Here is a 24367-nt window from a genome sequence, read left to right as displayed (position 1 = left end):
GGCCCGCAAGCCCGCGTCGTCACCCAGCCTCGCGCTGTGGGTTGCGGGCCCGGCTCAAAGTGATTTCACGGCCTCAGGCGACGGGATGACCACCCAGCTCCTCCGATGACAAGCGCGTTGCGCTTACCTGCGGATCAGTTCCTCCGCCACCCACTTCGCCACTCCCTCGGGGTACGGGCTTCCCAAGCCCAGCACCACATGTTCGAAGCCCGCCTCTGCTGCTTCGGCTATCTTCCCTCGCGTCAGCTCCGGTTGGTTGTACTCCACCGGGAGGAAGATCGATCGCGTTATCTCGGCGGGGTCTCGGCCGATCTCCGTGCAATACCTGTCCAGCAACCGGCTGCGGGCCGCCAGATCCTCGATGTCGCCGCCGCCCGGGATGTTCCACTGGTTTGCGTGCTCGGCTACCACTCTCAGTGTTGCGCTTGCCCGGCCGCCGATCATGATCGGGGGGTGTGGTTTCTGTACCGGCTTCGGGTTTCCGAATGCTCCCGTCAACGATACGTGCTTGCCCGCGAAGTCGAACGGTTCCGGGGATGTCCACAAGCGACGGATCACCGTGCACGCCTCCGCCAGGGCCGCCACCGCGTCGTCCTGGCTGTCGTACGGCAAGCCGTGTGCGTCGTACTCTCGGCGCGCCAGGGGATGGCTTGGCCGGGAGCCCGCGCCGATGCCGAAGTCGAGCCTTCCGCCCGATACTATGTCGACCGTCGTTGCGATCTTGGCCAGCATTGCCGGTGGGCGGAACCTGTTGCTGGTCACCAACAGGCCGATGCGCAACCGCGATGTCCGGGCCGCCAGGGCCGACAGCAGGGTCCAGCCCTCGAAGATCGGGCCGGACGGGTCGCCCGCGATCGGCAGCAGGTGGTCGAACAGCCACGCGTGCTCGATCTCCGGCACCTGGTCCGCTTCGCGCCACACGCGCAGGATCTCGTCGTACCCCACCTGCATCGGTGCGGTCATGATGCCGTACTTCACCGACGCCGCCGCAAGGTCGGGTCCAGCAGGGCCGGCGGGGTGTCGAACTTCTCGTCCGGGGCCAGGTCGACGCCGGGCGCGACGATCGTGTCGAGCTCGTCCAGGACGTCGGCCGGCAGCACGATGTCGGCGGCCGCCAGCTGGGACGTCAAGTGGTCGAGCGTGCGCGGGCCGATCAGTGCGCTCGTCACGCCCGGGTGCGCCGTGACGAAGCCGAGCGCCAGCTGGATCAGGGTGAGGCCGGCCGCGTCGGCCACCTTGACCAGCTTTTCGACGGCGTCGAGCCGGGCGCGGTTGGCCGGGACGTCGAGGTCGAAGCGCTGCGGCAGGACTTTGGCGCGGTTGCCGCTGAGCTCCCGGCCCGCGCGGACCGCGCCCGACAGCCAGCCCGAAGCCAGCGGGCTCCACGCCAGCACACCCATGCCGTACTCCTCGGTCACCGGCAGCACGTGCGCCTCGATGCCGCGCTGCAGGATCGAATAACTCGGCTGCTCGGTGACGTACCGGCCGAGGTGGTGCTCGCGAGCGGCCCACTGCGCCTGGACGATCCGGTAGGCCGGGAACGTCGACGACCCGAAGTACCGGATCTTGCCCGCGCGCTGCAGGTCCGTCAGCGCGGAAAGCGCTTCCTCGTCGCTGGTCGCCGGGTCCCAGCGGTGGATCTGGTAGAGGTCGACGTGGTCGACGCCGAGGCGGCGCAGGCTGTTGTCGAGCGCGGTGACCAGCCAGCGGCGCGAATTGCCGCGGTGGTTGCGCTCCTCGCCGATCGGCATGGTCGCCTTCGTGGCCAGCACGAGGTCGTCGCGGCGGCCGGCGATCGCCTTGCCGACCATCGTCTCCGACTCGCCCTCGCCGTAGAAGTCGGCGGTGTCGACCAGGTTGACGCCCGCCTCGAGGGCGGCGTCGACGATGGCGGTGGCGTCGTCCTGGGTCGTGTTCCCGATGGGGCCGAAGTTCATCGCGCCGAGCGCGAGGGTGCTGACCTGGACACCGGTGCGGCCCAAGGTGCGGTACTGCATGAGAGAGGCCTCCGTGGCAAGATGGAGCAAACGGAACGTTGCTCCGCTAACGATACGGAACACTGCTCCGCTTAGCAAGGAGGATCGGTGGACAAGCCCAAGCGCGCGGACGCCCGGCGCAACGAGAAGGCGTTGCTCGACGCCGCGGCCGCGGTCTTCGTCGCCTCCGGCGTCGACGCGCCGGTCCGCGACATCGCGGCGAAGGCCGGCGTCGGGATGGGCACCATCTACCGGCACTTCCCGACCCGCGCGGACCTGATCATCGCCGTCTTCCGGCACCAGGTGGACGCCTGCACGGAGGCGGCGCCGGCCCTGCTGGCTTCGTGCGAGTCGCCGTACACCGCGCTGACGCGGTGGATCGACCTGTTCGTCGACTTCCTGGTGACCAAGCACGGCCTCGCCGGGGTGCTCCAATCCGACAACACCGGCTTCGAGGCGTTGCACGCGTACTTCCTGGACCGGCTGGTGCCGGCGTGCGGCGAGCTGCTCGACGCGGCGACCGCCGCTGGCGAAGTGCGGGCCGAGGTGGCGCCCCTCGACCTCATGCGCGGGGTCGGCAACCTCTGCATCGGCGCGGACGACCCCCGCTACGACGCGCGGGGGATGGTGAAGCTGCTTGTCGCCGGGCTGCGGTGCGAGACCATGGGCGCATGACGGCGTGGCGAGAGTTCGAAGCGGCGGAGCCGGAGTTCGCGGCGCGGGTGCGGGCGTTGTTCGACGCGCACAAGCACAAGACGATCGCGACCCTGCGGGCGGACGGCTCACCGCGGATCTCGGGGATCGAAACGGTCTTCGAGGACGGTGAGCTGGCCTTCGGGTCGATGCCGAACGCGCGCAAGGGCGCGGACCTGCGGCGGGACCCGCGGTTCGCACTGCACAGCGCGACGGTCGACCCGGTCGAGGGCGAAGAAGCGCGGTGGCCGGGCGAGGCCAAGATCGCCGGGCGGGTGCGCACCGAGGACGGCGAGCGGTTCGTGGCCGACGTCGCCGAGGTCGTGCACACCCACCTGAACGAGGCGGCGACGCTGCTGGTCGTCGAGTGGTGGACGCCGGGCGGCGGCCTGCGCAAGGTCGAGCGCGAATAACTCCGGTTCGGGCGATCGGTGTCGTGTTGTCTCCGGCAATTAAGTCAACTGCTTGACTTAACACAAGATCGTCGCCATCCTCGGGACAGGGGACATTCACCAACGAGAGGCCCGTCATGACGCCAAGCCACCCCGAATCGCTGCCGCGGTTCCCGTTCGAGGCCGCCACCGCGCTGGAGCCGCCCGCCGAGTGGGCCGAGTTCCGCGAGAAGTGCCCGGTCGCGCGCGTCGCGCTGGCCAGCGGGGACGAAGCCGCCCTGATCACCCGCTACGCCGACGTCAAGACCGTCCTGTCCGACCCGCGGTTCACCCGGCCGACGCCGGGGGACAACGCCGCCCGCGTCGCGGACACCGAGTCGGGCGGGGTGTTCAACAGCGAGATGGCGTCGGTGCTGCCGCAGCACGGCGAGGACCACCTGACGTGGCGCCGCACGATCGGGAAGTGGTTCACCGCCAAGCGGATGAACGCGCTGCGGCCGGGCATGGCGGCGATGGCCGGGCAGCTGATCGACGAGATGGTCGCCAAGGGCGCGCCCGGCGACCTCAAGGCGGGCCTCGCCTTCCCGCTGCCGGTCTGGGTCATCTGCGACATGCTCGGCGTGCCGGACACCGACCGCGACCGGTTCGCCCACTGGTCCGACGTCATGCTCAGCATGACCCGCTACACCCAGGCGGAGTTCGACGCGGCGCAGGCGGAGTTCGGCCGGTACATGGGCGGGCACCTCGCCGCCAAGCGGGCCGAACCGGGAGACGACATCCTCAGCGCGCTGATCGCCGACGCTCCCGGCTGGTCCGACGCGAAACTGGCCGCCACCGGCATCGGCCTGCTCATCGCCGGCCACGAAACCACCGCGAACATGATCGCCAAGATGACGGCGATGCTGCTGGCCGACCGCCGCCGCTGGGAGCAGCTGCTGGCCGATCCGTCGCTGGTGCGCACGGCGGTCGAGGAGGCGCTGCGGGCGGACGCCAATGCGGGAGTCGGCATGCAGCGTTACCTCACCGAGGACTTCGAGGTCGGCGGCACCGTGCTGCCGGCGGGCACCACCGCGATGTGCAGCATGGCCGCGGCCAACCGGGACGAAGGCGCCTTCGAGAACGCCGCCGAACTCGACCTGACCCGCAGCCCGAACCCGCACCTGGCCTTCGGCGCCGGTGCGCACGCGTGCCTCGGGCAGCCGCTGGCCCGCACCGAACTGCAGGTCGTGCTGGAAGTGCTGCTGCGCAAGCTGCCGAACCTCGAGCTCGCGGTCCCGGCGGACGAGCTGCGCCGCGTCGAGGGGCTCGCCGTCGGCGGGCTGCGGGAACTGCCCGTCCGCTGGTGACGGCGGCGCGCGGGCCCGGCCGGGGCTGCGCGGCCGCGCCAGGGGTGACCGCGGCGGGCCGGGCCGGACGCGCTCGGGCGACACGGGAGCGGATCTTGGTCGCCGCGGAACGTCTCTGCGCCGAGCACGGCGTCCTGGCCGTGTCCAACCGGCAGATCGGCGAGGCGGCCGGGCAGGGGAACAACACCGCCGTGGGCTACCACTTCGGCACCCGGGCCGAGCTGGTGCGGGCCATCGTCCGCAAGCACACCGGGCCGGTCGAGCGGCTGCGTGGCCGCCGGCTGGACCGCGGCCAGGACGGACTGCGGGACTGGCTCGCGTGCCTGGTGCACCCGACGACCGAGCACCTGGCCGAGCTGGGCACGCCGACCTGGTTCGCCCGGTTCGCCGCCCAGGTGATGACCGAGCCGTCGCTGCGCGCGGTCATCATCGAGGAGACCCTGACGTCCCCGTCGCTGGCGCGGACCCTCACGGGCCTCTACCGCTGCCTGCCTGGACTGCCCGCCGAAGTCCGCGCCGAACGCAACGACGTCACCCGCCTCGTGCTGATGCACGCGATGGCCGAGCGCGAACGCGCCCTCGCCGATGGCACGGGCACCCCGAGGGCCGGCTGGCGCGACACCGCCGCCGCCCTCACCGACGTACTGGCCGGGCTGTGGCTCGCGCCGGTCACGAAGTAACCGCGAGGAAGGGATAAGCCATGAAGGTCAGCGTGGACGAGGCCAAGTGCTGCGGCGCCGGCACCTGCGTCATGCTCGCCCCGGACGTGTTCGACCAGCGCGACGACGACGGCATCGTCGTCCTGCTCGACGAGCACCCCGCCGAGGCGCTGCACGCGACCGTCCGCGAGGCGGCGAGCGTGTGCCCGGGGGTCGCGATCTCGGTCAGCGAGGAGGGATGATCGGCGACGTCCTGGTCGTCGGCGCCTCGGCCGCTGGGCTCGCGACCGTGGAAGCCCTGCGCCGCAAGGGGTACGCGGGCCGCGTGACCGTGCTGGGCGCCGAAGCGCACCTGCCCTACGACCGGCCGCCGCTGTCCAAGCAGGTCCTCGGCGGGAGCTGGACACCCGAGCAGACTCGGCTGCGAGCATCGGACGCACTGTCCGCATTGGACGCCGAGTTCGTGCTCGGCGACGCCGCGGTGCGGCTGGACGCCGGGGCGCGGACCGTCCACAGCGCGGCCGGGCGGACCCTGACCGCCGACGCGGTCGTGCTCGCCACCGGGCTGCGGCCGCGCACCCTGCCCGGGCAGGACGGCCTGGCCGGCGTCCACGTGCTGCGCACCCTCGACGACACCCTGGCCCTGCGTGCGGACCTGGCGCCGGACAAGCGGGTGGTGGTCGTCGGCGACGGCGTGCTCGGTGCGGAGATCGCCGCGACCGTGTGCGCGGCGGGCCTGCCGGTCACCCTCGCCGGCCCCCAGTCCGCGCCGCTGGCCTACCAGTTCGGCCCCCTCGCCGCGGGTTTGCTCGCCGAACTGCACTCCGCTCGTGGCGTCGAGCTGCGGCTCGGCTCGGCGGTCACCGGGCTCGCCGCGGAAGACGGCCGGGTGACCGGAGTGCGGCTGGCGACCGGAGAGGTGCTCCCCGCCGACGTCGTCGTGGTCGCCTTCGGAGCCGCGCCGGCGACGGAATGGCTGGCGGGCAGCGGGGTGCTGTGCGACAACGGCGTGGTGTGCGACTCCCGCTGCCGGGCGGCGGAGGGGATCTACGCGGCCGGTGACGTCGCCCGCTGGCACCACGAAGGGCTCGATGCGGTGCTGCGGCTGGAAAACCGGACCAACGCCACCGAACAGGCGGTCGCGGTCGCGGGGAACATCCTCGGCGAGGACCGCCCGTACACGCCGGTGCCGTACTTCTGGACCACCCAGTTCGACGCCCGGATCCACGTCCACGGAACGCTGTTCGCGGACGCCGAAGTGTCCGTTGTGGAGGGTGACCCGGCTGCGGGGCGGTTCGTGGCGGAGTACCGGCGTGGCGGGGGCGTCACCGGGGTGCTCGGCTGGAACATGCCCAAGCAGGCCCGGCTGCGGCGCCAGGACATCGCCGGGGCGGCCCTCGCCGGGAGAGCCTGAAACCTCGATCCGCCGGGCAGCCGCACGGCGCCTGGGCTGGAGGGTCACTCGACTGTGACGGATTTCGCCAGGTTGCGCGGCTTGTCGATGTCGTAGCCCAGAGTCAGCGCCGCGTGGTAGGCGAGCAGCTGCAGCGGGATGGTCAGCAGGATCGGGTCGAGCTCCGGCTCGGTCTTGGGCACCACGATCCGCGGGACGTCGAGTTCGCCGAAGTCGACGTCCGCGTGGGTCACCGCCAGGACCGCGCCGCCACGGGCCTTGATCTGCTGGACCGCGGCCAGGTTGCGCTCGGTCAGCTCGTCCGACGGCACGACGGCGACCGTCGGGAGGGCTTCGTCGATCAGGGCCAGCGGGCCGTGCTTGAGCTCGGAGGTCTGGTACGCCTCGGCGTGCCGGTAGGAGATCTCCTTGAACTTCTGCGCGCCCTCGCGGGCCACCGGGTACCCGCGGACGCGGCCGACGAAGAACAGGCTCTTCGCGGCGGCGACGGTCTTCGCGTGCTCGGCGATCTCCGGCTCGAAGTCCAGGATGGACTTGATCTGGCCCGGCAGCGCGCGGACGGCGTCGATGATCCGCTGACCGTCCGCATTGGACAGATCGCGCACCCGGCCGAGCGCCAGCGCGATCAGGGCGAACCCGACGGCCATGTTGGTCAGCGCCTTGGTCGAGGCGACTGCGATCTCCGGGCCGGCGTGCAGGTAGACGCCGCCTTCGCAGGCGCGGGCGATGGTCGAGCCGACCACGTTGACCAGGCCGACGACCCGGCCGCCCTTGCGCTTGATCTCCTCGACGGCGAAAGCGGTGTCGATCGTCTCCCCGGACTGGCTGACCGCGATGTAGAGCGTGTCGGCCTCGATGATCGGGTTGCGGTAGCGGAATTCCGACGCGGCTTCGGCGTCGGCCGGGATCCGGGCGAGTTCCTCGATCATCGTCGCGCCGATCTGGCCGACGTAGTAGGCGGAGCCGCAGCCGAGGATCTTCACGCGGGCGAACCCGCGCAGCTCCCGCGGCGTCAGGTTGAGCCCGTCCAGGCGGGCGACGCCGAACCGGTCGTCGAGGCGGCCGCGGATGATCCGCTCGACGGACTCGGGCTGCTCCTGGATCTCCTTGGCCATGTAGTGCGGGTAGCCGCCCAGGTCGAGGTCCTCGGCGTCGATGTCGATCTCGGTGGTGGGCTTGGTGGTGTCGCTCTCGTCGACGGTGAAGGTGCGGTAGCCGGTGGCGAAGACGGTCGCGAACTCGCCGTCGTCGAGGTGCGCGACCTGCGAGGTGTGCCGGACCAGCGCGGCGAGGTCGCTGGCGACGAACATCTCGCGCTCGCCGACGCCGATGATCAGCGGCGAGCCGTTGCGCGCGATGACCAACCGGTCCGGGTGCGCGCTGTCGGTGACGGCGATCGCGTACGTGCCGGTGATCCGGGAGACCGCCTCGACGACGGCGTCTTCGAGGGTTTCGGCGGCCGAGCGCGCGATCAGGTGGGCGAGGACCTCGGTGTCGGTTTCGGACGCGAGGGTGACGCCGGCGTCGGCGAGCTGGGCGCGGAGGGTGTCGGCGTTGTCGATGATGCCGTTGTGGACGACGCAGATCCGGCCGTCTTCGGAGGTGTGCGGGTGCGCGTTGGCCTCCGACGCGGGCCCGTGCGTGGCCCAGCGCGTGTGCCCGATGCCGGCCTTGCCGGTGAGCCGCTTGGGCAGCGCGGCGGCGAGGTTGCGCACCCGCCCGACGACCCGGTGGACCTGGGCGGCGCCCTTCGCGCCGAGGACGGCGATGCCCGCCGAGTCGTAGCCGCGGTACTCGAGCCGGGTCAGGCCTTCGAGCAGGATGGGGGCGGCGTTCTGGCCGCCGATGTAACCGACGATCCCGCACATGGGGAGACCTCTTCCTAGCCGTAGACGATGCGGCGCAGCTGCCGCTCGGAGAGAACGGGCGCGGCCACCAGCCGCCCGCGGAGCTCGCCGGCGATCAGGGGGAAGATCTCGGGGTTCTTCCGGCCCTGGGCCTGCAGCTCGGCGTGCCGGCGGCGCACGTAGTCCTCGGTGGGCGTCCGGTAGAAGGCCAGGACGTCGTCGACGACCCGGGCGGCGACCCCGGGCGGCAGCCCGGTGGACGCGGCCACGCGCTCGACGATGTCGGTGTCCTCCACGCGGGTCATCATGCCTCTTCGGGTCGCGAACCCCAAATTCCTGCCCGAAATCGGGCAAGTTCTGCATGGTTGGACAGTTTCCGCGCCTCCGGGCGAGGGCGGGGGGACGTGCGACAAGACGAGGTCACGACGGAGTCGCGCCCGCACGTCTCGGTGTACCTCCTGCGCTGAGCGCCGGCTCCGCTTCGACCAGCGGAAGGCGCACGCTCGCGTGCGGGATGACCCCCAGCTCGGCCAGCGCGGCCTTGGCGTTCGCCGCGCCCGTGCCGGACCGCATGAGCCGGTCCGTCAGCGGGATCAGCGCGGCGTGGAGCGCGCGCGCCGTCCCTAGGTCGCCGTCGCGGACGGCGCGGATGAGGTCGGCGGTGCGCTCGGCCGCCACGTTGGCCACGACGCTGACCAGGCCCGCGGCGCCGCACGCCAGGTACGGCAGGTTGAGCTCGTCGATGCCGCAGTAGTACGCCAGCGACGTCCGGCCCATCACTGTCATCGCCTCGAACAGGTCGCCCTTCGCGTCCTTGACCGCCCGGATCCGCGGGTGGCCGGCCAGCTCGATCAACGTCGCCGCCGCCATCGCGACGCCGGTGCGCGCGGGAACGTCGTAGAGCATCACCGGCAGCTCGGTGGCGTCCGCGACGGCCAGGCAGTGGGCGACCACGCCGGCCTGCGTCGGCCGGGAGTAGTAGGGGCAGACGAGCAGCAGCGCGTCGGCGCCCGCCGCCTCGGCCTCGCGGGCCCGGCGGACGCTCGAGGCCGTGTCGTGGGTGCCGACGCCGGCGATCACGCGCGCCCGGTTCGCCACCTGCGCGACCACGGCCCGGACGAGGCCGGCGGACTCGGCGGCGGAGAGGGCCGGGGACTCGCCGGTGGTCCCGCCGACGACGAGGCCGTCGCACCCGGTGGCCAGCAGGTGCTCGACGAGCCGGGTCAGGCCGGGCGCACTGAGCGCGCCGCCGGGCTCCATGGGGGTCACCATCGCGACGAGGTTGGTGCCGAATTCGGTCATGGTCCGACCGTGCCGGGCAGGACTGCTGCGGTCCAGCGATGCTTTTTTGCCGATATTGCGTAGCGTGGCTTCATGATCGAGGTGGGTGCACTGCGGGCGTTGCGGTCGGTGGCGGCGCTCGGGACGCTGGCGCGGGCGGCCGAGGAGCTGGGGTTCACGGCGTCGGCCGTCTCGCAGCAGATCAAGCGGCTGGAACGGCAGGTCGGCGTCCCGGTGCTGGCGCCGGCGGGCCGCGGGGTGGTGCTGACCCGGCGGGCCAGGCGATCGTCGACTCGGCGCCGGAGGTGTTCCAGGCCCTGGAGCGCTGCGCCGAAGCCGCCCAATCGGTAGCGGAAGGCGCCCCGCGGGGCACGCTCCGGGTGGTCGCCTTTTCGACGGCGATCCGCGGCCTGCTGGCGCCCCTGATGCCGCGGCTGGCGTTCCCGGAACTGCGCGTGGAGATCACGGAGCAGGACCCGGATGAGGCGTTGCGCAGCGTCCTCGCGGGAACCGCCGAGCTGGCCCTGGTCCACGACGCCGACGGGTTGCTGCCCACGCCGTTGCCGCCGGCGCTGGCCCAGCGGTGGGTGCACACGGACGTCGGCGACGTGGTGGTGAGCCGCACGCACCCGCTGGCGGAGGCCGGCGCGCCCCTGGACGAGGTTTCGCTGGCCGGGCACGCGTGGGTGACCAGTCCGCCGGGAACCGTGTGCCACCAGTGGTTCCGGCGGTTGTTCGCGGAGGAGCCCGACGTGCGGCACCGGGTCGACGACTTCGCGACGCAGCTGTCGCTGGTGGCTTCGGGGCAGGTGGTGGCGCTGGTCCCGAGGCTGGCTCGGCCGCCGCTGGGGGATCGCTTGCTCGCGCTCCCGCTTCGGCGGCCGCCGAAGCGAGAGGTGCACGCGGTGTGGCGGCGGAGCGCGGAGGCCAGCCCGGCCATCCGGGCGGTGCTGGCCGAGCTGGATCCGGCCGCGCGTCTCGAGAGCGGGGCTTCGGCCGGCGCTAGGGTCGGGGTATAACGGGAGCCGCTCGCGAGGAGGGCGCTGTGCCGGTCGCCGCCGCGATCGCCTTCACCTGGCTGGGGATGGTGCTGGCGATTTCGTTCCTGGAAGCGCCGTTGAAGTTCCGCGCCCCCGGTGTCACGCTCCCGCTCGGGCTGGGCATCGGCCGGGTCGTGTTCGCCGCGCTGAACCGGGTCGAGGTCCTGTTCGCGCTGGGGCTCGCCGGGTGCCTCGGGCTCGGGCCGCGGACCACGACGGCGGTGGTCCTCGGCGCCACGGTGGTGCTCGTGCTGCTCGTCCAGCTGGTGGCCGTCCGGCCCGCGCTGACCCGTCGCTCGGATCGGGTGCTGGCCGGGGAAACCGGGCCGCGCAGTCACGCGCACTTCGGCTACATCGGGCTCGAGGTGCTGAAGGTCGCGGGCCTGCTCGCCTTCGGGATCGTCAATCTTTGAAGGCGTCTTCGGCGCTCGGGTAGGTCGGGAAGAAGTCGCCGAGGCCGATCAGCCCGAAGGTCCGGCTCAGCCGGTCCGGAACCGCCGCCAGCGCGACGCCCGCCCCGGCCGCCTCGGCGACGTTGCGGGCCGCGATCAGCGCGGAAATGCCGCTGGAGTCGCAGAACGTCACCCCGGCCAGGTCCACCACCAGCAGCTGACCGGGCCCCAGGGCGAGCGCGGCCACCCCGGCGCGGAGGCGGGGCGCGGTCGCCACGTCGAGTTCGCCCTCGACGGTGACCACCGCCCCGGCCCCGGTGGTGCGGGTCGCGACGGAGAACGGGATGCCGGTCACGCGGAATCGCCTCCGGGAAGCGGGATGCTCAGCGCCAGCAGCGCCGTGTCGTCCTCGACGCCGTCGCCGAAGCCGGCGAGCAGGCCGGTCACCGCCGTGATCACCGCCGGTGCCGTCGTGGGCGCGAGGCCGGTCAGGTGCTCCTGCAACTGCTCTTCGCTGTAGCGGACGCGCCCCTGCGTGCGGGCTTCGGTCAGGCCGTCGGTGTAGAGCAGCAGAGTGTCGCCCGGGTTCAGGAAGACGTCCTCGGTGGCGAAGCGCGCCCGGGGCAGCGCGCCCACCAGCTGGCCGCCCGGGACCGGCAGGAACGCGGAGGTGCCGTCGGCGCGGATCAGCAGCGCCGGCGGGTGGCCGCCGGTGGCCAGGGTGACCGCCGCGCCGTCCGCCCCGGGCCGGATGCGGCCCTGGATGACGGTGCAGTAGCGCGGATCGGCGCCGCGGTACTCGTGGTGCAGCACGGTGTTGAGGCGGTCGAGCACGGTGGCCGGCTCGGGATCGTGCACCGCGGCGGCCCGCAGGGTGTAGCGCGCCAGCGACGTCACCACGGCCGCGGCGGCGCCCTTCCCGGACACGTCGCCGAGGAAGAACCCCCACGTGTCCTCGGTGAGCGGGAACAGGTCGTAGAAGTCGCCGCCGACCTCGTCGGCCGACGCCGGGTGGTAGTAGGCCGCGACCTGCACGCCGGGCACCTCGGCCAGCGTGGGCGGCAACAGAGTCTGCTGCAGCGTCCGCGCGAGCCGCTGCACCCGGTCGCGTTCGCGCTCGGCTGCTTCGCGGGCCCTCAGGAGTTCCTGTTCGTAGGCCCGCCGGTCACGGGCGTCGAAGATCGTGGTGCGGATCAGCTGCGCCTGCCCGTCGGTGCCGGTCTTGACCGTCGAGGTCACCAGCACCGGCAGCCGGCTCCCGTCGGCGGTCTTCAACTCAAACGCGACGCCGCCGAGCTCGCCCTGCATGCGCAGGAGCGGCGCGAAGTGCGTCTCGTGGTAGATCCGGCCGCCGACGGTGAGCAGATCGGCGAACCGGCGCCGGCCGACGACGTCGTCGCGCTCGTAGCCGAGCCAGCCGAGCAGAGTGGTGTTGATCTTCGCGATGGTGCCGTCGAGCAGCGTCGAAAGGTACCCGCAGGGGGCGTGCTCGTAGAGGTCTTCCGCGCTGTCCTCCAGCAGGGCCGAGAATTCCGGGGCCGCGCTCTCCCGACCACCCGGACCAGGGTGGTCTTCGCACATCACGGCCCGCTCACGAACGCCGTGATCGCGGCGGCCGTCGCCTCCGGCGCGCTGAGCTGCGGGCAGTGCCCGGTGGCGGCGAGCGTCACCAGGGTGCTGCCGTCGATCTGCTCGTGGGTGAACCGCCCCACCGCGGGCGGCGCGATGGCGTCGTTCTCGCACTCGAGGATCAGCGTGGGCACGGAAACCTTCGCCAGATCGGCCCGGTTGTCGGAGAGGAAGGTGACCCGGGCGAAGACGCGCGCGATCGCGGGATCGGTGCGGCAGAAGCTGTTCGTCAGCTCCTCGCCCAGCTCGGGGCGGTCCGGGTTGCCCATGATGACCGGCGCCATGGTCGCCGACCAGCCCAGGTAGTTCGACTCGAGCGACTCGAGCAGTTCGTCGATGTCGGCCCGGCTGAACCCGCCGTGGTAGTCGCCGTCGTCGAGGTAGCAGGGCGACGGCGTGAGCAGCACGAGCTTCGCGACCCGGTCCGGTTCCCGGTTGCCGGCCAGCACGGCGATCATCGCGCTGACCGAGTGGCCCACGAGAACGACGTCCCGCAGGTCGAGCTCGTGGCAGATGGCGAGGACGTCGTCGGCGTAGCCGTCGAGGCTGCCGTAGCGCTCGGGGGTCCAGGCGGAGAGGTCGGAGCGGCCGGCGCCGGTGTGGTCGAAGAGAACGACCCGGTACCGCTGCGCGAGGGCCGGGACGACGAGCCGCCAGAGGTTCTGATCACAGCCGAAGCCGTGCGCGAGCACCAGGGTGGGGCCGTCGTCCGGGCCGGTGACGGTCACGTTGTTCCTGGCGCGCATGCTCACCGCGCACATCCTGCCACCGACCCCGCGGCCCTGCGTACTGAGCAACGCAACCGCGGTCAGCGGCGCCGCTGGGCGAAGCCGTCGAGCAGGCAGTCCAGGCCGAGCTCGAAGCGGCCGTCCGCCGTCAGGTCCGGCATGTCCGCCAGCCACGTCGCGAGCGAGTCGTCGGCCATCTCGGGTGCGTACGCCTGCAGGTCCTCCGTCGAGCCGATGCCGAAACTTTCGAGCAGCACCAGCTCCCGGCTGACGCTCATCGCCGTTCCCGTCACGTAGTTGTCCAGCAGCGACGCATACGCGACAGCGGGGGACAGGCCGGCGCCGTCGAGCACCGACAGCAGGAACGCCGCCCGCCGCAGGGTGTGCGGGCCGAACGGGGGCCGGCCGTCCACCAGTTCGGCGTACCAGCGGTGCCGGCCGATCACCGCCCACAGGCTGAGCGCGAGCCCGCGCAGGTCGGCGCGCCAGTCGCCGCTGGGGGCGGCCGGCACCGCGACCTCGGCCGACACCGCGTCGAGCATCAGGTCGACCAGGCCGTCCTTGTTCAGCACGTACCGGTACAGCGACATCGGCGTCGACACGCCCAGCGCGTCGGCCACCGTCCGCATGGTCAGCGCGGCGACCCCGCCGGCGTCGGCGACCTCGATCGCCGTGCGCACCACCGCAGCGCGGGTGAGCGCGTTCTTCCGGCCCGGCGGCTCCGGGTGGTGCCAGATCAGCTGTGGCATGTCCGGAATATACAGCGTACATTCAAGTGTACGACGTACATTCCGAAGGGGGACGGATGCAGCTCAAGGGAATCAACTACGACACCGGCTTCGGCGGCGCGGTCGGCGACCGGTCGCGCCGGGACTTCGAGCCCGCGGTCGTGCGGCGGGAGCTGGAGATCATCGCGACCGACCTGCACTGCGACACCGTCCGGATCAGCGGCGACGATCCGAGCCGTCTCGCCCTCGCCGCGCACGCCGCGGTCGACGCCGGGCTGCGCGTGTGGTTTTCGCCGTTCCCGATGGACCTCACGCCGCCGCAGCTGACGCCCTACTTCGCGGAGTGCGCCCGGCGGGCGGAGGAGATCCGGGCGCGGGACCCGGAGACCGTGCTCGTGCTTGGCTGCGAGATGTCGTTGTTCTGCACCGGTTTCGTGCCCGGCGTCGTCCTCATGGAACGCCTGCGCAACGCCGCGGACCCCGCCGCCTGGGCCGGGTTCGAGCACGAGTGGGACTTCGGCGCGATGCTGCGTGACCTCGGCAAGACCGCGCGGGAGCACTTCGGCGGCCAGGTCACCTACGCCGCCGGGGATTGGGAGGAGATCGACTGGACCGCGTTCGACTTCGCGGCCGTCAACCTGTACCGCTCGGCCGCCAACGCCGACGACTTCGCCCGGCACGTGCGGGGCCACCTGAGTCACGGGACGCCGCTGGTCGTCACGGAATTCGGCTGCTGCACCCACCGCGGCGCCGCCGACGCGGGCGGTACCGGGTGGACGATCGTCGACTTCGAGAGCGAGCCGCGCGTGCTGAACGGCGACTATGTCCGCGACGAGCCCGGGCAGGCGGCGTACTTCACCGAGCTGATGGACGTCTTCGAGGCCGAAGGGGTGCACGGCGCGTTCTGGTTCACCTTCGCCGGCTACGAATGCCCGTCCGATCCGGACCCCCGGCGCGATCTCGACCTGGCGAGCTACGGTGCCGTCAAAGTCCTCAATGGACAGAGCGGAACGACGTATCCGGGGCTCGGCTGGGAACCGAAGGAGGTCTTCCGCGCCATCGCGGCCCGGTTCAGCCGCTGAGCGCGTCTTCCCGGGTGGTGGTGACGGCCAGGGCCTCGTGCAGGCCGGTCAGCCGGAGGGTGCGGCTGACGACGCCGTCCCCGGGCGCGACGACCCGGAGCCGGGTGGTGGTGCCGGCCGCGTGGCGCGCTTCGAGCAGCACGGTGATGCCGATGGACGCCAGGAAGGACACTTCGGACAGGTCGATCACCAGCAGGTCCGGCGCGCCGGCGAGCGCGGTGGTGACGCCGTCGCCGAGGAGGGGCGCGCTGAGCAGGTCGACCTCGCCCGCGACCGCGAGCACGACCGCGCTGCCGGCGTCGTGGGCCGTCACGCGCAGGAGGTCCTGGGGGCGGACGCGGTTGCCGTCAGCGGTCACGATCACCCCTGGTCTGCATGTGTGGATCCCTTCTTCCGGTTCACTCCGGGTAGGTGATACCCCGGGTGTCCGACGACGAAACATCCGGCAACTACCCGAACGGAGTCACCGCGTGGTGGAGCCGCCGAGCGGCATCGCGGGCAGGCCGAGCTTGCGGTGGTCCCACGAGCGCGTCCGTTCGACGTCGAGACGGACGGCGACCCGCTTGGTGAGCATGAACTCGACCATCGGCCGGACGTCTTCGCTGTACGGGCCGGTGTACCGCTCCCAGACGTTGACGCCGACGGCCCACAGCGCGTCCGGGTCGTCGACGATCGTGGCCCGGCCTTCGAGGGCGACCCCGCGCAGCGCGTCGTAGGTGTCGCCGGTTTCGACGAGCACGGTGACGCGGCCGTCGCGGCGCAGGTTCGCGGCCTTCTGCGACTTGGCCTTGGTTTCGAACCACAGCACCCCGTCGAGCACGGCGTACCACATCGCGACGAGGTGCGGCTGGCCCGACGGCCCCAGGGTGGCGAGGGTGGCGACGCGCTGCTCGTCGAGGAACCGGCTGACCTCGTCCGCGGACATGACGATCTGCGCGCGTTGGTTCACCCGTGCTCCTCCGTGAGAGATAGTCCAGAATGAGACTATGTCTCAGAGTGAACCGGAAGGCCTGGCCGTCCGCAAGAGGCGGGCGACGAACGCCCGGATCGCCGCGTCGGCGGCCCGGCTGGCGGGACGGCACGGCGTCACCGGCACGACGGTCGAGCACATCGCGGCGGACGCCGACGTCGCCCGCGCGACCTTCTTCCGTTATTACGACACCAAGGAAAGCGCGGTGGCGGCGGGGATCACCGGCCCGTGGCTGACGTTGGTCACGGCGGCGATCGCCCGGCAGCCGGCCGAGCTGTCGCCGAAGCAAGCACTGGTGGTGGCGTTCGCGGAGCTGGCGGCGGAATTCCCGGCCCACGAGGACGCGATCCGCGAGCTGGCCCGCCTGACCCGGACATCGGCGACGCTGGCGGCGTGGACGGCGCAGACGTACCAGCGTTACGAGCGGGCCATCGCGGAGCTGCTGGCCTTACGGTTCCAGGACGCGCCGGAGGGCGATCCACGGCCCCGGATGCTGGCGGCCCTGGCGATGGCGGCGGTCCGCATCTCCCTGGACGACTGGGTCGGCGGCGAGGGCCCGCTGCCGGACCTCATCGGCCGCGCACTGGACGCGATCTCGGTGGCGGGGTAGGCGGCTCGCGGGAGTGGGGCCGTAGCCGGCGTGGCTGGCGTGTGACTCGCGTGGCTGGGTGCGCATCTCGCGTGTTCGGTGGGGCCGCACGCGTGATCGCAGGGGCATCTCGCGTGATGGGGACGCAACTCGCGTGGTTGGAGGGGCATCTCGCGTGATGGGGAACGCAACTCGCGTGATTGGGCACGCATCTCGCGTGATTGGGGGCGCATCTCGTGTGATTGGGGGCGGATCTCGTGTGATTGGAGGGGCGACTCGTGTGATTGGGGGGCGACACGGGTGGGGGTCAGATCAGGGGTTGGGCTCGGTAGTGGGCGATGCGGTCGGCCAAGCTCTGGGCGGCCGGGTCGCTCCGGTGGTGGGTGAGGAGGCGCTCGAGCGGGGCCAGGCGGTCCTTCGGGCGGACCGAGCCGACCGTCCCGGCCAGGTCGACCGCCTCCCCGCCGATCCGGGTGGCTTCGTCGACGTCGCCGCGGAGGGCGTGGTTCTGGGCCAGCATGATCAGCGTCAGCGAGCGGCTCCGGGCCATGTCGGCGCCGTACCGGTCGGCGGCCGCGGTCAGCTGGGTGATCGCCGCGCCGCTGTAGCGGGCCGCCGCCGCGGTGGCCAGCTCGGTCAGGACCGTGCCGCGCATGGCCGCCATGTCCGTCTCGCGGAAGAACGCCTCCCACGGCCTCGGTTCCGGCCACGAGTCCGCCGTCGCGAACGCGGCTTCGGCCTCCTCCAGCCGGGTCAGGGCCGAGTGCTCGTCGCCGGCCATCGCGCACGCCCACGCCTCGTTCGCCGCGAGGATCGCCAGGGCCCGGCGGGAGTCCGAGCGCCGCGCCGCCGCCCGGCCGCGGGCGAACTCGGCCAGCGCGCCGTCGACGGCTGCCCTGTTCGCGGCTTCGCCCCGGGCCTCCCGGAGAACCTGGTGGCGGTGCAGGTGCACGCGGCCGAGCCGGTAGCGGATGTTCGCGATCAGGCTGTCGTTGCCGGCCACGGCCGCGATGTCCAGCGCGCGCTCGAAGCGGCGCCGCGCCGGCTCGTCGCGTCCGATGTCGAACTCCGTCCAGCCCAGCAGGTTGTGCACGTCGGCCAGCACGGTGTACAGCCTGGCCCGCAACGGATCCGGCACCGTGCCCCAGTGCAGCAGCAGGCTCGCCGTCTTCACCACCTGGACGGCGTCCCGGCAGAACCCGCCGCCCTGCCGGTAATCCAGGGCCCGCAGAACTCCGACGGCCGCTTCCAACTGGGCCACGTCGGTGTCTTCGATGCCGATCGGAAGCGGAAAGCCATCACCTGTCGTCGTCACCATGACCTCACCTCGCGCAGGAGCGCACGCATGGTCGGGTTAGCGGCGCAGGGGTAATACCCAGAAGGGGCGGAAAAGAAACGGCCCTCACCCGTCAGGGGGGCGCAGGAACCGCGGGATCGGCAACCGGGCGCGGCCCGCCGGGCCGGCCGTCCCGGCGTGGCCTGCCGAGGCAACTCGACCGACCCGAACAGATCACGCCCCGAGTAAGCGCTTTCTCGATGATCGCCCGCCCCGGCCGAACCAGTTCGACTTCTTCGAAAGTATCGTACTTCCGGGCAAATCATTGCTGGTTGACGCCCGTCCGCGCGCGGACTTATCGTGCTTGAACCGATTCGGAGGTCCGCGAGTCCGTTCGCCGCGGAGACGTCACCCTGCCCGGAAAGGCCCCTTCGAAGGAGATCGGATGACCCTCTTGCGCACCGGCCGCCTCGCCACGGCGGCCCTGATCCTGGCGACCGTGGTCCTGCCCGCCCCGGCGGCTTCGGCCGCGAACTCCCTCGGCATGCTGGGCGCGGACGTCTCGACCGTCCAGCGGGCGCTCGACCTCGGCGCCAAGTACACCGACGCGGCCGGGGTGGCCCGCGATCCCCTGGACATCCTGAAGGGCGCGGGCGTCAACTACGTGCGGCTGCGCGTCTGGAACAACCCGCGCAGCGGCTACAACAACAAGGCCAAGGTCCTGCAGTACGCCCGCGCGGTGAAGGCCAAGGGGCTCAAGCTGCTGGTCGACTTCCACTACTCCGACACGTGGGCCGATCCCGATACGCAGACCAAGCCCGCCGCCTGGGCGTCGCACGCCATCGGCCGGCTGCAGACCGACGTGTACGACTACACCTACGACGTCTGCGCCGGATTGAAGGCCCAGGGCGCGACGCCGGACAGCGTGCAGATCGGCAACGAGATCAACGTCGGCATGCTGTGGAACGACGGGAAGGTCGTCGACAACGACTTCACGAACCTCAGCCTGCTGCTCAAGGCCGGCTACGACGCCACCAAGGCGTGCAACGGCGGCACCCAGGTGGTCGTCCACACCGCCGACGCCGACAGCGACGCCCACGCCCGCTGGTTCTACGACGGCATCCGGGCGAAGGGCGTCCCGTGGGACATCACCGGCTTGTCCTACTACTGCTACTGGCACGGCACGATGGCGACCATGGCCGGCGTGGTGTCCGACGTGCGGTCCCGGTACGGCAAGCCGGTCGTCCTCGCCGAAACGGCCTACCCGTACACCCCGGCCGACGACGACGGCACCCCGAACGTCATCTCGGCCGCGCAGCCGTGCGCGGGGTACCCGGCCACGCCGGCCGGGCAGGCGGCGAACTTCACCGCGGTCCAGGACACCGCCCGCGCGGCCGGTGCGATCGGCGTCTTCTACTGGGAACCCACCTGGTACGCGGTGACCGGCAACGGCTGGGACCCGGCCGACATCGCCGGGTCCGGCAACGGCTGGGAGAACCAGGCCGTCTTCGACCGCTCCGGCCGGTTCAACGCACAGGTTCGCTGGCGGCCGTGAAAACGCTTTCTCAACCGAGGAGGCGGCGAGCTTAACGTTAAGCAGTTTGACCGGTTTCTGTCTCGTGGCCGGTGTTCCGCCCGGGTTCCGCGTGTTACCGTGGGAGCGCTCCCAGCCTGAAACTTTCCTGTCGAGTGGCTCTCCAGGAGGTCGGTAATGAACTGGCGATTCCTCCGCGTGCTCGTGGCCGGCCTGCTGCTGGCCGCCTGCGCCGTCGCGGCTCCGGCCGGGACTGCCGCGGCCCGCGCGGCCGCGCCCACGCGGGTCATGGCGCTGGGTGACTCGATCACCGGGTCGCCCGGCTGCTGGCGGGCGTTGCTGTGGAAGCACCTCCAGGACACCGGCCACACCGACGTGGACTTCGTCGGCACCCTGCCCCCGCAGGGCTGCGGCTTCACCTACGACGGCGACAACGAGGGCCACGGCGGGTTCCTCGCCACCGGCATCGTCCGCGACAACCAGCTGCCCGGCTGGCTGTCGGCGACGCACCCGGACATCGTCCTGATGCACCTGGGCACCAACGACGTCTGGAACAACATCCCGGCGAGCACGATCCTCGACGCCTACACCACGCTCCTGGGTCAGATGCGCGCTGCCAACCCGGCGACCAAGCTGGTCGTCGCGAAGATCATCCCGATGAACCCCGCCAATTGCGCCGCCTGCGGCCAGCGGGTCGTCGACCTGAACAACGCCATCCCCGGCTGGGCGCAGGCGCATTCGACGGCCGCGTCGCCGATCACCGTCGTCGACCAGTGGACCGGGTTCGACACCGCCGCCGACACCGGTGACGGCGTGCACCCGAACAACACCACCGGCATCCAGAAGATGGAGAGCCGCTGGTACCCGGCGCTGGTGGCCGCCCTCGGCACCGACACGCCCGCCGCGACCGGCCTGCACGTCGACGGCACCCGGATCCTCGAGGGCAACGGGAATCCGTTCGTGATGCGCGGGGTGAACCACGCGTACGTCTGGTACCCGAGCCAGAACCGGGCCTTCGCCGACATCAAGTCCTTCGGCGCCAACACGGTCCGGGTCGTCCTCGGCAGCGGGCAGCGGTGGGGACCGACGCCGGCCGCGGAGGTCACCAGCGTCATCGGGCAGTGCAAGCAGAACCGGCTGATCTGCGTCCTGGAGGTGCACGACACCACCGGGTACGGCGAGCAGAGCGGGGCCGCCACCCTGGACCAGGCGGCGAGCTACTGGATCAGCGTCGCCAGTGCGCTGAAGGGCCAGGAAGACTACGTCGTGATCAACCTGGGCAACGAGCCGTTCGGCAACGACCAGCAGGTGAGCGCGACCTGGCCGACGGCGACGGGCAACGCGGTCAAGCGGCTGCGGGCCGCCGGGCTGACGCACCTGCTGATGGCCGACGCGCCGATGTGGGGCCAGGACTGGCAGAACATCATGCGCGACAACGCGGGCACGGTGTTCGCCGCCGACCCGCAGCACAACACCGTCTTCTCCATCCACATGTACGGCGTCTACGACACCGCGGCCGAGATCAACGCCTACTTCGACGCCTTCCGCACCGCCGGGCTGCCCCTGGTCGTCGGCGAGTTCGGCAACATGCACACCGACGGCAACCCGGACGAGGACACCATCATGGCCCAGGCGCAGGCCCGCGGCCTCGGCTACCTCGGCTGGTCGTGGAGCGGCAACAGCAGCGACGTCGCCTACCTCGACATGACGAACAACTTCGACCCGGCCGGCCTGACGACCTGGGGCCAGCGGTTCCTCAACGGCACCGACGGCGTCCGCCAGACGTCGAAGGAAGCCACCGTCTACGGCGGCGGCCAGGCGGACACCCAGGCACCGTCCGTTCCGGGCACCCCGGCCGTGTCGGGCGTGACGTCGAGCGGTGCCACGCTGAGCTGGACGGCTTCGACCGACAACGTCGGCGTCACGGGCTATGACGTCCTTCGCGCGCCGGGGGCGAGCGGTGACACGTTTGCGGTGGTGGGGTCGACGGCGACGACGTCCTACACCGACAGCGGGCTGGCCGCTTCGAGCACGTACCGGTACCAGGTGCGGGCCAGGGACGCCGCCGGCAACACCTCGGCCGCTTCCGGCGCCGCTTCGGTGACGACGAGCGCGGGCGGCGGGACCGGGGCGTGCAAGGTCGCCTATTCCGCGTCGAACTGGGGTGGCGGCAACGGGTTCACCGCCAACGTCACCATCACGAACACGGGCACCGGCGCGCTCACGGCCTGGACACTGGGGTTCACCTTCGCCGGCGGCCAGCAGGTGACCCCGCCCGGCTGGGGCGCCACCTTCGCCCAGTCCGGCAGTGCCGTCACCGCCAAGAACCTGAGCTGGAACGGTTCGCTGGCGCCGAACTCCTCGACCGGCATCGGCTTCAACGGCACGTTCTCCGGTGCCAACCCGGCGCCGACGGCGTTCACGCTCAACGGCAACGCCTGCACGACCGGCTGAGTCCACTTTGGACGAAGTCTTCCTGCACCGAACCCGGAACGGAGGAACCATGCGTGACTTCGGCAAGCGGCTGGTCTTCGCCGCCACCGGCCTGGTCGTGGCCGGGCTGCTGCCCGCCCCGGCCGCCGGCGCGGCCGCCGCTCCGCAGCTCGACCGGCTGAACCGCGGGGTGGTCAGCGTCCACACCGCACAGGGCAACACCGTCGGCTGGCGCCTGCTGGCCGGCGACCCGGCCGGCGTGGCGTTCAACGTCTACCGCGACGGCGCCAAGGTGACCGCGAACCCGGTCAGCGGGCCGACGAGCTTCGTCGACGCGGGCGCGCCCGCCGGGGCCCGGTACACCGTGCGGGCGGTCGTCGGCGGCGTCGAGCGGATGTCCGCCTTCGCCGCGGAGGACTCGCTGACCTTGCAGAGCGGTCTCGCCGCGAGCACCCGGGACGTCCCGATCCAGCCGCCGTCCGGCGGCACGACGCCGTCGGGGGAGAGCTACACCTACACCGCCAACGACGCCAGTGCCGGTGACCTCGACGGCGACGGCCAGTACGAGCTCGTGCTGAAGTGGGATCCGACCAACTCGAAGGACAACTCGCAGTCGGGCTACACCGGCAACGTCTACGTCGATGCCTACCGGCTCGACGGCACCCGCCTCTGGCGGATCGACCTCGGGCGCAACATCCGCGCCGGCGCGCACTACACGCAGTTCCAGGTCTTCGACTACGACGGCGACGGCAAGGCCGAGGTGGCGATGAAGACCGCCGACGGCACCCGGTCGGGCACCGGCCAGGTGATCGGCAGCGCGAGCGCCGACTACCGCAACTCGAGCGGGTACGTCCTGTCCGGCCCGGAGTTCCTCACCGTGTTCAACGGCCAGACCGGTGCCGCGGTGTCCACGGTGAACTACGACCCGCCGCGCGGCACGGTGTCCTCGTGGGGCGACAGCTACGGCAACCGCGTCGACCGGTTCCTCGCCGGGACGGCGTACCTGGACGGCTCCCGCCCGAGCCTGATCATGAGCCGCGGCTACTACACCCGGACCGTGATCGCCGCTTGGGATTTCCGCAACGGCGCGCTGACGAAGCGGTGGACGTTCGATTCGAACTCGGCCGGCTCGCAGTACACCGGCCAGGGCAACCACCAGCTGGCCATCGCGGACACCGACGGCGACGGCCGCGACGAGATCGTCTTCGGGGCGATGGCGATCGACGACAACGGCAGTCCACTGTGGAACACCCGCAACGGCCACGGCGACGCCATGCACGTCGGCGACCTGATCCCGGCGCGGGCCGGCCTGGAAGAGTTCAAGGTGGACGAGGACAAGTCCAAGCCCGCCGCCTGGATGGCCGACGCGAGGACCGGCCAGATCATCTGGCAGAACGCCTCCTGCAACTGCGACAACGGCCGCGGCGTCTCGGACGACATCTACGCCGGCAGCCCCGGCGCCGAGTCGTGGTCGTCCGCGGTGTCCGGGTTGCTGAACACCAGCGGCCAGAACATCGGGCGCAAGCCGTCGTCGGCGAACTTCGTCATCTACTGGGACGGCGACGCTCAGCGCGAGCTGCTGGACGGCACCCACATCGACAAGTACGGCACCGGCGGTGACACCCGGCTGCTGACCGCCTCGGGGGTGCACGCGAACAACGGCACGAAGAGCACGCCGTCGCTGCAGGCCGACCTGTTCGGCGACTGGCGCGAGGAGGTCGTCTGGCCGACGTCGGACAACCGCGCGCTGCGGATCTACTCGACCACGGACGCGACGAGCATCTCGCACGTGTCGTTGATGCAGGACCGCCAGTACCGGGAGGCCGTCGCGTGGCAGAACACGGCGTACAACCAGCCACCCCACGCCGGCTTCGCGCTCGCCCGCTGACGGCGGTGGCCCGCGCGGAGATCAATTAGGGTGGGTGGTGCCTGGGGGAAGGCGAGAACGAGGAGCAGCCGTGCCCACATTGACCGAATTGCCCCGGTGGACGATTCGGACCGCCGGTGACCAGGCCACCTTCACGCCCACGGGCCCCGAAGCCGCGGCACCCGGGATGTCGCGCGGGCTGGTCCTGCGCGAGGAAGACCTCCCCGGCTTCGCCAAGGCGCTCGGCGAGGTGATGAAGCTGCCGACCTACTGGACGGCACGCGCCCGGGCGGGCCGGCCCGCGCTCGACGGCGAGCCGGCCTGGTCGGCGCCCCGGCACGACCCGGCGGACGGCCTCGTCCACGTCGACGGCCCGTGCCACGGCTCGGGTGCCTCCTTCACCGTCGACCTGGCCGACGTCCGCGCCCTGCGGGTCCGGATCGCCGCCTACCTGCACCAGCGGGGGTTCGAGGCCCGGTCCGGCGGGTAGC

At 71.7% G+C, this 24367-nt stretch carries 25 protein-coding genes and 1 pseudogene; 14 read left to right on the top strand and 12 right to left on the bottom strand.

Going from position 1 to position 24367, the window contains the following annotated elements:
- Nucleotides 1-123: 123 nt before the first annotated feature.
- Nucleotides 124-978, bottom strand: coding sequence for an LLM class flavin-dependent oxidoreductase (locus tag ACWEVN_RS18615; protein ID WP_452052055.1), 855 nt, complete (start codon nt 976-978; stop codon nt 124-126).
- Nucleotides 975-1997 (bottom strand): aldo/keto reductase, encoded by a 1023-nt coding sequence (locus tag ACWEVN_RS18610; RefSeq protein ID WP_452052054.1) that lies wholly within the window; start codon nt 1995-1997, stop codon nt 975-977. Before ACWEVN_RS18610 ends, ACWEVN_RS18615 begins: the two co-directional genes overlap by 4 nt.
- Nucleotides 1998-2084: 87 nt before the next feature.
- Between ACWEVN_RS18610 and ACWEVN_RS18605 the strand changes: the two genes are divergently transcribed.
- The 6 genes from ACWEVN_RS18605 to ACWEVN_RS18580 all read left to right on the top strand — a co-directional run bounded on the left by ACWEVN_RS18605 (nt 2085) and on the right by ACWEVN_RS18580 (nt 6480).
- Nucleotides 2085-2651 (top strand): TetR/AcrR family transcriptional regulator, encoded by a 567-nt coding sequence (locus ACWEVN_RS18605; RefSeq protein ID WP_452052053.1) that lies wholly within the window; start codon nt 2085-2087, stop codon nt 2649-2651.
- Nucleotides 2648-3082, top strand: a complete 435-nt coding sequence (locus ACWEVN_RS18600; RefSeq protein ID WP_452052052.1) for a pyridoxamine 5'-phosphate oxidase family protein — start codon at nt 2648-2650, stop codon at nt 3080-3082. The genes ACWEVN_RS18605 and ACWEVN_RS18600 overlap by 4 nt, the downstream gene beginning before the upstream one ends.
- A 116-nt stretch (nt 3083-3198) precedes the next feature.
- Nucleotides 3199-4407 (top strand): cytochrome P450, encoded by a 1209-nt coding sequence (locus tag ACWEVN_RS18595; RefSeq protein ID WP_452052051.1) that lies wholly within the window; start codon nt 3199-3201, stop codon nt 4405-4407.
- Nucleotides 4408-4502: 95 nt separating this feature from the next.
- Nucleotides 4503-5087, top strand: a complete 585-nt coding sequence (locus tag ACWEVN_RS18590) for a TetR/AcrR family transcriptional regulator (protein WP_452052050.1) — start codon at nt 4503-4505, stop codon at nt 5085-5087.
- A gap of 20 nt (nt 5088-5107) precedes the next feature.
- Nucleotides 5108-5308 carry a ferredoxin gene (locus ACWEVN_RS18585; RefSeq protein ID WP_452052049.1) on the top strand — a complete coding sequence of 67 codons (201 nt, stop codon included), beginning with the start codon at nt 5108-5110 and terminating at the stop codon, nt 5306-5308.
- Nucleotides 5305-6480: an NAD(P)/FAD-dependent oxidoreductase gene (locus ACWEVN_RS18580; RefSeq protein WP_452052048.1), complete on the top strand. Its 1176-nt coding sequence runs from the start codon at nt 5305-5307 to the stop codon at nt 6478-6480. The genes ACWEVN_RS18585 and ACWEVN_RS18580 overlap by 4 nt, the downstream gene beginning before the upstream one ends.
- 44 nt (nt 6481-6524) lie before the next feature.
- On the opposite strand, the gene glmS is transcribed toward ACWEVN_RS18580, so the two are convergent.
- The 3 genes from glmS to dapA form a co-directional block, all read right to left on the bottom strand.
- A complete protein-coding gene (gene glmS, locus ACWEVN_RS18575; protein ID WP_452052047.1) occupies nt 6525-8348 on the bottom strand; it encodes a glutamine--fructose-6-phosphate transaminase (isomerizing) in 1824 nt (607 codons plus the stop codon).
- Nucleotides 8349-8362: 14 nt separating this feature from the next.
- Nucleotides 8363-8635, bottom strand: coding sequence for a hypothetical protein (locus ACWEVN_RS18570; protein ID WP_449681427.1), 273 nt, complete (start codon nt 8633-8635; stop codon nt 8363-8365).
- Between the two features lie 112 nt (nt 8636-8747).
- On the bottom strand, nt 8748-9629 hold the full coding sequence (dapA, locus tag ACWEVN_RS18565) for a 4-hydroxy-tetrahydrodipicolinate synthase (RefSeq protein ID WP_452052046.1): 882 nt from the start codon (nt 9627-9629) through the stop codon (nt 8748-8750).
- A gap of 72 nt (nt 9630-9701) precedes the next feature.
- On the opposite strand from dapA, the pseudogene ACWEVN_RS18560 reads away from it, so the two are divergent.
- A pseudogene (locus tag ACWEVN_RS18560) lies at nt 9702-10627 on the top strand (LysR family transcriptional regulator).
- Nucleotides 10628-10692: 65 nt separating this feature from the next.
- Nucleotides 10693-11061: a hypothetical protein gene (locus ACWEVN_RS18555; RefSeq protein WP_452052057.1), complete on the top strand. Its 369-nt coding sequence runs from the start codon at nt 10693-10695 to the stop codon at nt 11059-11061.
- Here the strand turns inward: ACWEVN_RS18555 and ACWEVN_RS18550 are convergent.
- From ACWEVN_RS18550 to ACWEVN_RS18535, 4 genes are read right to left on the bottom strand one after another with little or no spacing between them, the layout of a single operon-like run.
- Nucleotides 11051-11395 carry an STAS domain-containing protein gene (locus ACWEVN_RS18550; RefSeq protein WP_452052045.1) on the bottom strand — a complete coding sequence of 115 codons (345 nt, stop codon included), beginning with the start codon at nt 11393-11395 and terminating at the stop codon, nt 11051-11053. The two genes, ACWEVN_RS18555 and ACWEVN_RS18550, sit on opposite strands and share 11 nt — an antisense overlap.
- The gene (locus ACWEVN_RS18545) at nt 11392-12621 is read right to left on the bottom strand and encodes a PP2C family protein-serine/threonine phosphatase (protein WP_452052044.1); all 1230 of its coding nucleotides are present in this window, start codon (nt 12619-12621) and stop codon (nt 11392-11394) included. The genes ACWEVN_RS18550 and ACWEVN_RS18545 overlap by 4 nt, the downstream gene beginning before the upstream one ends.
- Complete coding sequence (locus ACWEVN_RS18540; RefSeq protein ID WP_452052043.1) at nt 12621-13421, bottom strand: alpha/beta fold hydrolase; 801 nt, start codon at nt 13419-13421, stop codon at nt 12621-12623. Before ACWEVN_RS18540 ends, ACWEVN_RS18545 begins: the two co-directional genes overlap by 1 nt.
- A 56-nt stretch (nt 13422-13477) precedes the next feature.
- Nucleotides 13478-14146, bottom strand: a complete 669-nt coding sequence (locus tag ACWEVN_RS18535; protein WP_452052042.1) for a TetR/AcrR family transcriptional regulator — start codon at nt 14144-14146, stop codon at nt 13478-13480.
- A gap of 56 nt (nt 14147-14202) precedes the next feature.
- On the opposite strand from ACWEVN_RS18535, the gene ACWEVN_RS18530 reads away from it, so the two are divergent.
- The gene (locus ACWEVN_RS18530) at nt 14203-15207 is read left to right on the top strand and encodes a hypothetical protein (protein ID WP_452052041.1); all 1005 of its coding nucleotides are present in this window, start codon (nt 14203-14205) and stop codon (nt 15205-15207) included.
- Here ACWEVN_RS18530 and ACWEVN_RS18525 read toward each other — a convergent pair.
- Both ACWEVN_RS18525 and ACWEVN_RS18520 read right to left on the bottom strand, forming a co-directional pair.
- Nucleotides 15197-15571: an STAS domain-containing protein gene (locus ACWEVN_RS18525; protein WP_452052040.1), complete on the bottom strand. Its 375-nt coding sequence runs from the start codon at nt 15569-15571 to the stop codon at nt 15197-15199. The genes ACWEVN_RS18530 and ACWEVN_RS18525 overlap by 11 nt on opposite strands.
- Before the next feature lie 99 nt (nt 15572-15670).
- Nucleotides 15671-16156 carry a pyridoxamine 5'-phosphate oxidase family protein gene (locus tag ACWEVN_RS18520; protein ID WP_452052039.1) on the bottom strand — a complete coding sequence of 162 codons (486 nt, stop codon included), beginning with the start codon at nt 16154-16156 and terminating at the stop codon, nt 15671-15673.
- A gap of 37 nt (nt 16157-16193) precedes the next feature.
- On the opposite strand from ACWEVN_RS18520, the gene ACWEVN_RS18515 reads away from it, so the two are divergent.
- The gene (locus tag ACWEVN_RS18515; RefSeq protein WP_452052038.1) at nt 16194-16787 is read left to right on the top strand and encodes an acyl-CoA-like ligand-binding transcription factor; all 594 of its coding nucleotides are present in this window, start codon (nt 16194-16196) and stop codon (nt 16785-16787) included.
- 286 nt (nt 16788-17073) lie between these two features.
- On the opposite strand, the gene ACWEVN_RS18510 is transcribed toward ACWEVN_RS18515, so the two are convergent.
- Nucleotides 17074-18084 carry a hypothetical protein gene (locus ACWEVN_RS18510; RefSeq protein ID WP_452052037.1) on the bottom strand — a complete coding sequence of 337 codons (1011 nt, stop codon included), beginning with the start codon at nt 18082-18084 and terminating at the stop codon, nt 17074-17076.
- A 403-nt stretch (nt 18085-18487) separates the two neighbouring features.
- Between ACWEVN_RS18510 and ACWEVN_RS18505 the strand changes: the two genes are divergently transcribed.
- The 4 genes from ACWEVN_RS18505 to ACWEVN_RS18490 all read left to right on the top strand — a co-directional run bounded on the left by ACWEVN_RS18505 (nt 18488) and on the right by ACWEVN_RS18490 (nt 24366).
- On the top strand, nt 18488-19597 hold the full coding sequence (locus ACWEVN_RS18505; RefSeq protein ID WP_452052036.1) for a glycoside hydrolase family 53 protein: 1110 nt from the start codon (nt 18488-18490) through the stop codon (nt 19595-19597).
- 156 nt (nt 19598-19753) lie between these two features.
- Complete coding sequence (locus tag ACWEVN_RS18500) at nt 19754-22030, top strand: cellulase family glycosylhydrolase (protein ID WP_452052035.1); 2277 nt, start codon at nt 19754-19756, stop codon at nt 22028-22030.
- A gap of 49 nt (nt 22031-22079) precedes the next feature.
- On the top strand, nt 22080-23897 hold the full coding sequence (locus ACWEVN_RS18495; protein ID WP_452052034.1) for a rhamnogalacturonan lyase: 1818 nt from the start codon (nt 22080-22082) through the stop codon (nt 23895-23897).
- A gap of 70 nt (nt 23898-23967) precedes the next feature.
- Nucleotides 23968-24366, top strand: coding sequence for a hypothetical protein (locus tag ACWEVN_RS18490; protein WP_452052033.1), 399 nt, complete (start codon nt 23968-23970; stop codon nt 24364-24366).
- The last annotated feature ends 1 nt before the right edge of the window (nt 24367 follow it).

This window comes from Amycolatopsis sp. NPDC003861 (genome assembly GCF_053605405.1).
Note: the sequence above shows the minus strand (reverse complement) of the source record. Positions and strands in the feature narration are given on the sequence as shown.

Bases quoted from the DNA above. Each gene is read 5' to 3' on its own strand.
- ACWEVN_RS18600 (WP_452052052.1), top strand. From the start codon at position 2,648: ATGACGGCGTGGCGAGAGTTCGAAGCGGCGGAGCCGGAGTTCGCGGCG.
- ACWEVN_RS18535 (WP_452052042.1), bottom strand. From the start codon at position 14,146: ATGCCACAGCTGATCTGGCACCACCCGGAGCCGCCGGGCCGGAAGAAC.
- dapA (WP_452052046.1), bottom strand. From the start codon at position 9,629: ATGACCGAATTCGGCACCAACCTCGTCGCGATGGTGACCCCCATGGAG.
- ACWEVN_RS18510 (WP_452052037.1), bottom strand. From the start codon at position 18,084: ATGGTGACGACGACAGGTGATGGCTTTCCGCTTCCGATCGGCATCGAA.
- glmS (WP_452052047.1), bottom strand. From the start codon at position 8,348: ATGTGCGGGATCGTCGGTTACATCGGCGGCCAGAACGCCGCCCCCATC.
- ACWEVN_RS18505 (WP_452052036.1), top strand. From the start codon at position 18,488: ATGACCCTCTTGCGCACCGGCCGCCTCGCCACGGCGGCCCTGATCCTG.
- ACWEVN_RS18530 (WP_452052041.1), top strand. From the start codon at position 14,203: ATGCAGCTCAAGGGAATCAACTACGACACCGGCTTCGGCGGCGCGGTC.
- ACWEVN_RS18515 (WP_452052038.1), top strand. From the start codon at position 16,194: ATGTCTCAGAGTGAACCGGAAGGCCTGGCCGTCCGCAAGAGGCGGGCG.
- ACWEVN_RS18610 (WP_452052054.1), bottom strand. From the start codon at position 1,997: ATGCAGTACCGCACCTTGGGCCGCACCGGTGTCCAGGTCAGCACCCTC.
- ACWEVN_RS18585 (WP_452052049.1), top strand. From the start codon at position 5,108: ATGAAGGTCAGCGTGGACGAGGCCAAGTGCTGCGGCGCCGGCACCTGC.
- ACWEVN_RS18580 (WP_452052048.1), top strand. From the start codon at position 5,305: ATGATCGGCGACGTCCTGGTCGTCGGCGCCTCGGCCGCTGGGCTCGCG.
- ACWEVN_RS18595 (WP_452052051.1), top strand. From the start codon at position 3,199: ATGACGCCAAGCCACCCCGAATCGCTGCCGCGGTTCCCGTTCGAGGCC.
- ACWEVN_RS18545 (WP_452052044.1), bottom strand. From the start codon at position 12,621: ATGTGCGAAGACCACCCTGGTCCGGGTGGTCGGGAGAGCGCGGCCCCG.
- ACWEVN_RS18500 (WP_452052035.1), top strand. From the start codon at position 19,754: ATGAACTGGCGATTCCTCCGCGTGCTCGTGGCCGGCCTGCTGCTGGCC.
- ACWEVN_RS18570 (WP_449681427.1), bottom strand. From the start codon at position 8,635: ATGATGACCCGCGTGGAGGACACCGACATCGTCGAGCGCGTGGCCGCG.
- ACWEVN_RS18495 (WP_452052034.1), top strand. From the start codon at position 22,080: ATGCGTGACTTCGGCAAGCGGCTGGTCTTCGCCGCCACCGGCCTGGTC.
- ACWEVN_RS18555 (WP_452052057.1), top strand. From the start codon at position 10,693: ATGGTGCTGGCGATTTCGTTCCTGGAAGCGCCGTTGAAGTTCCGCGCC.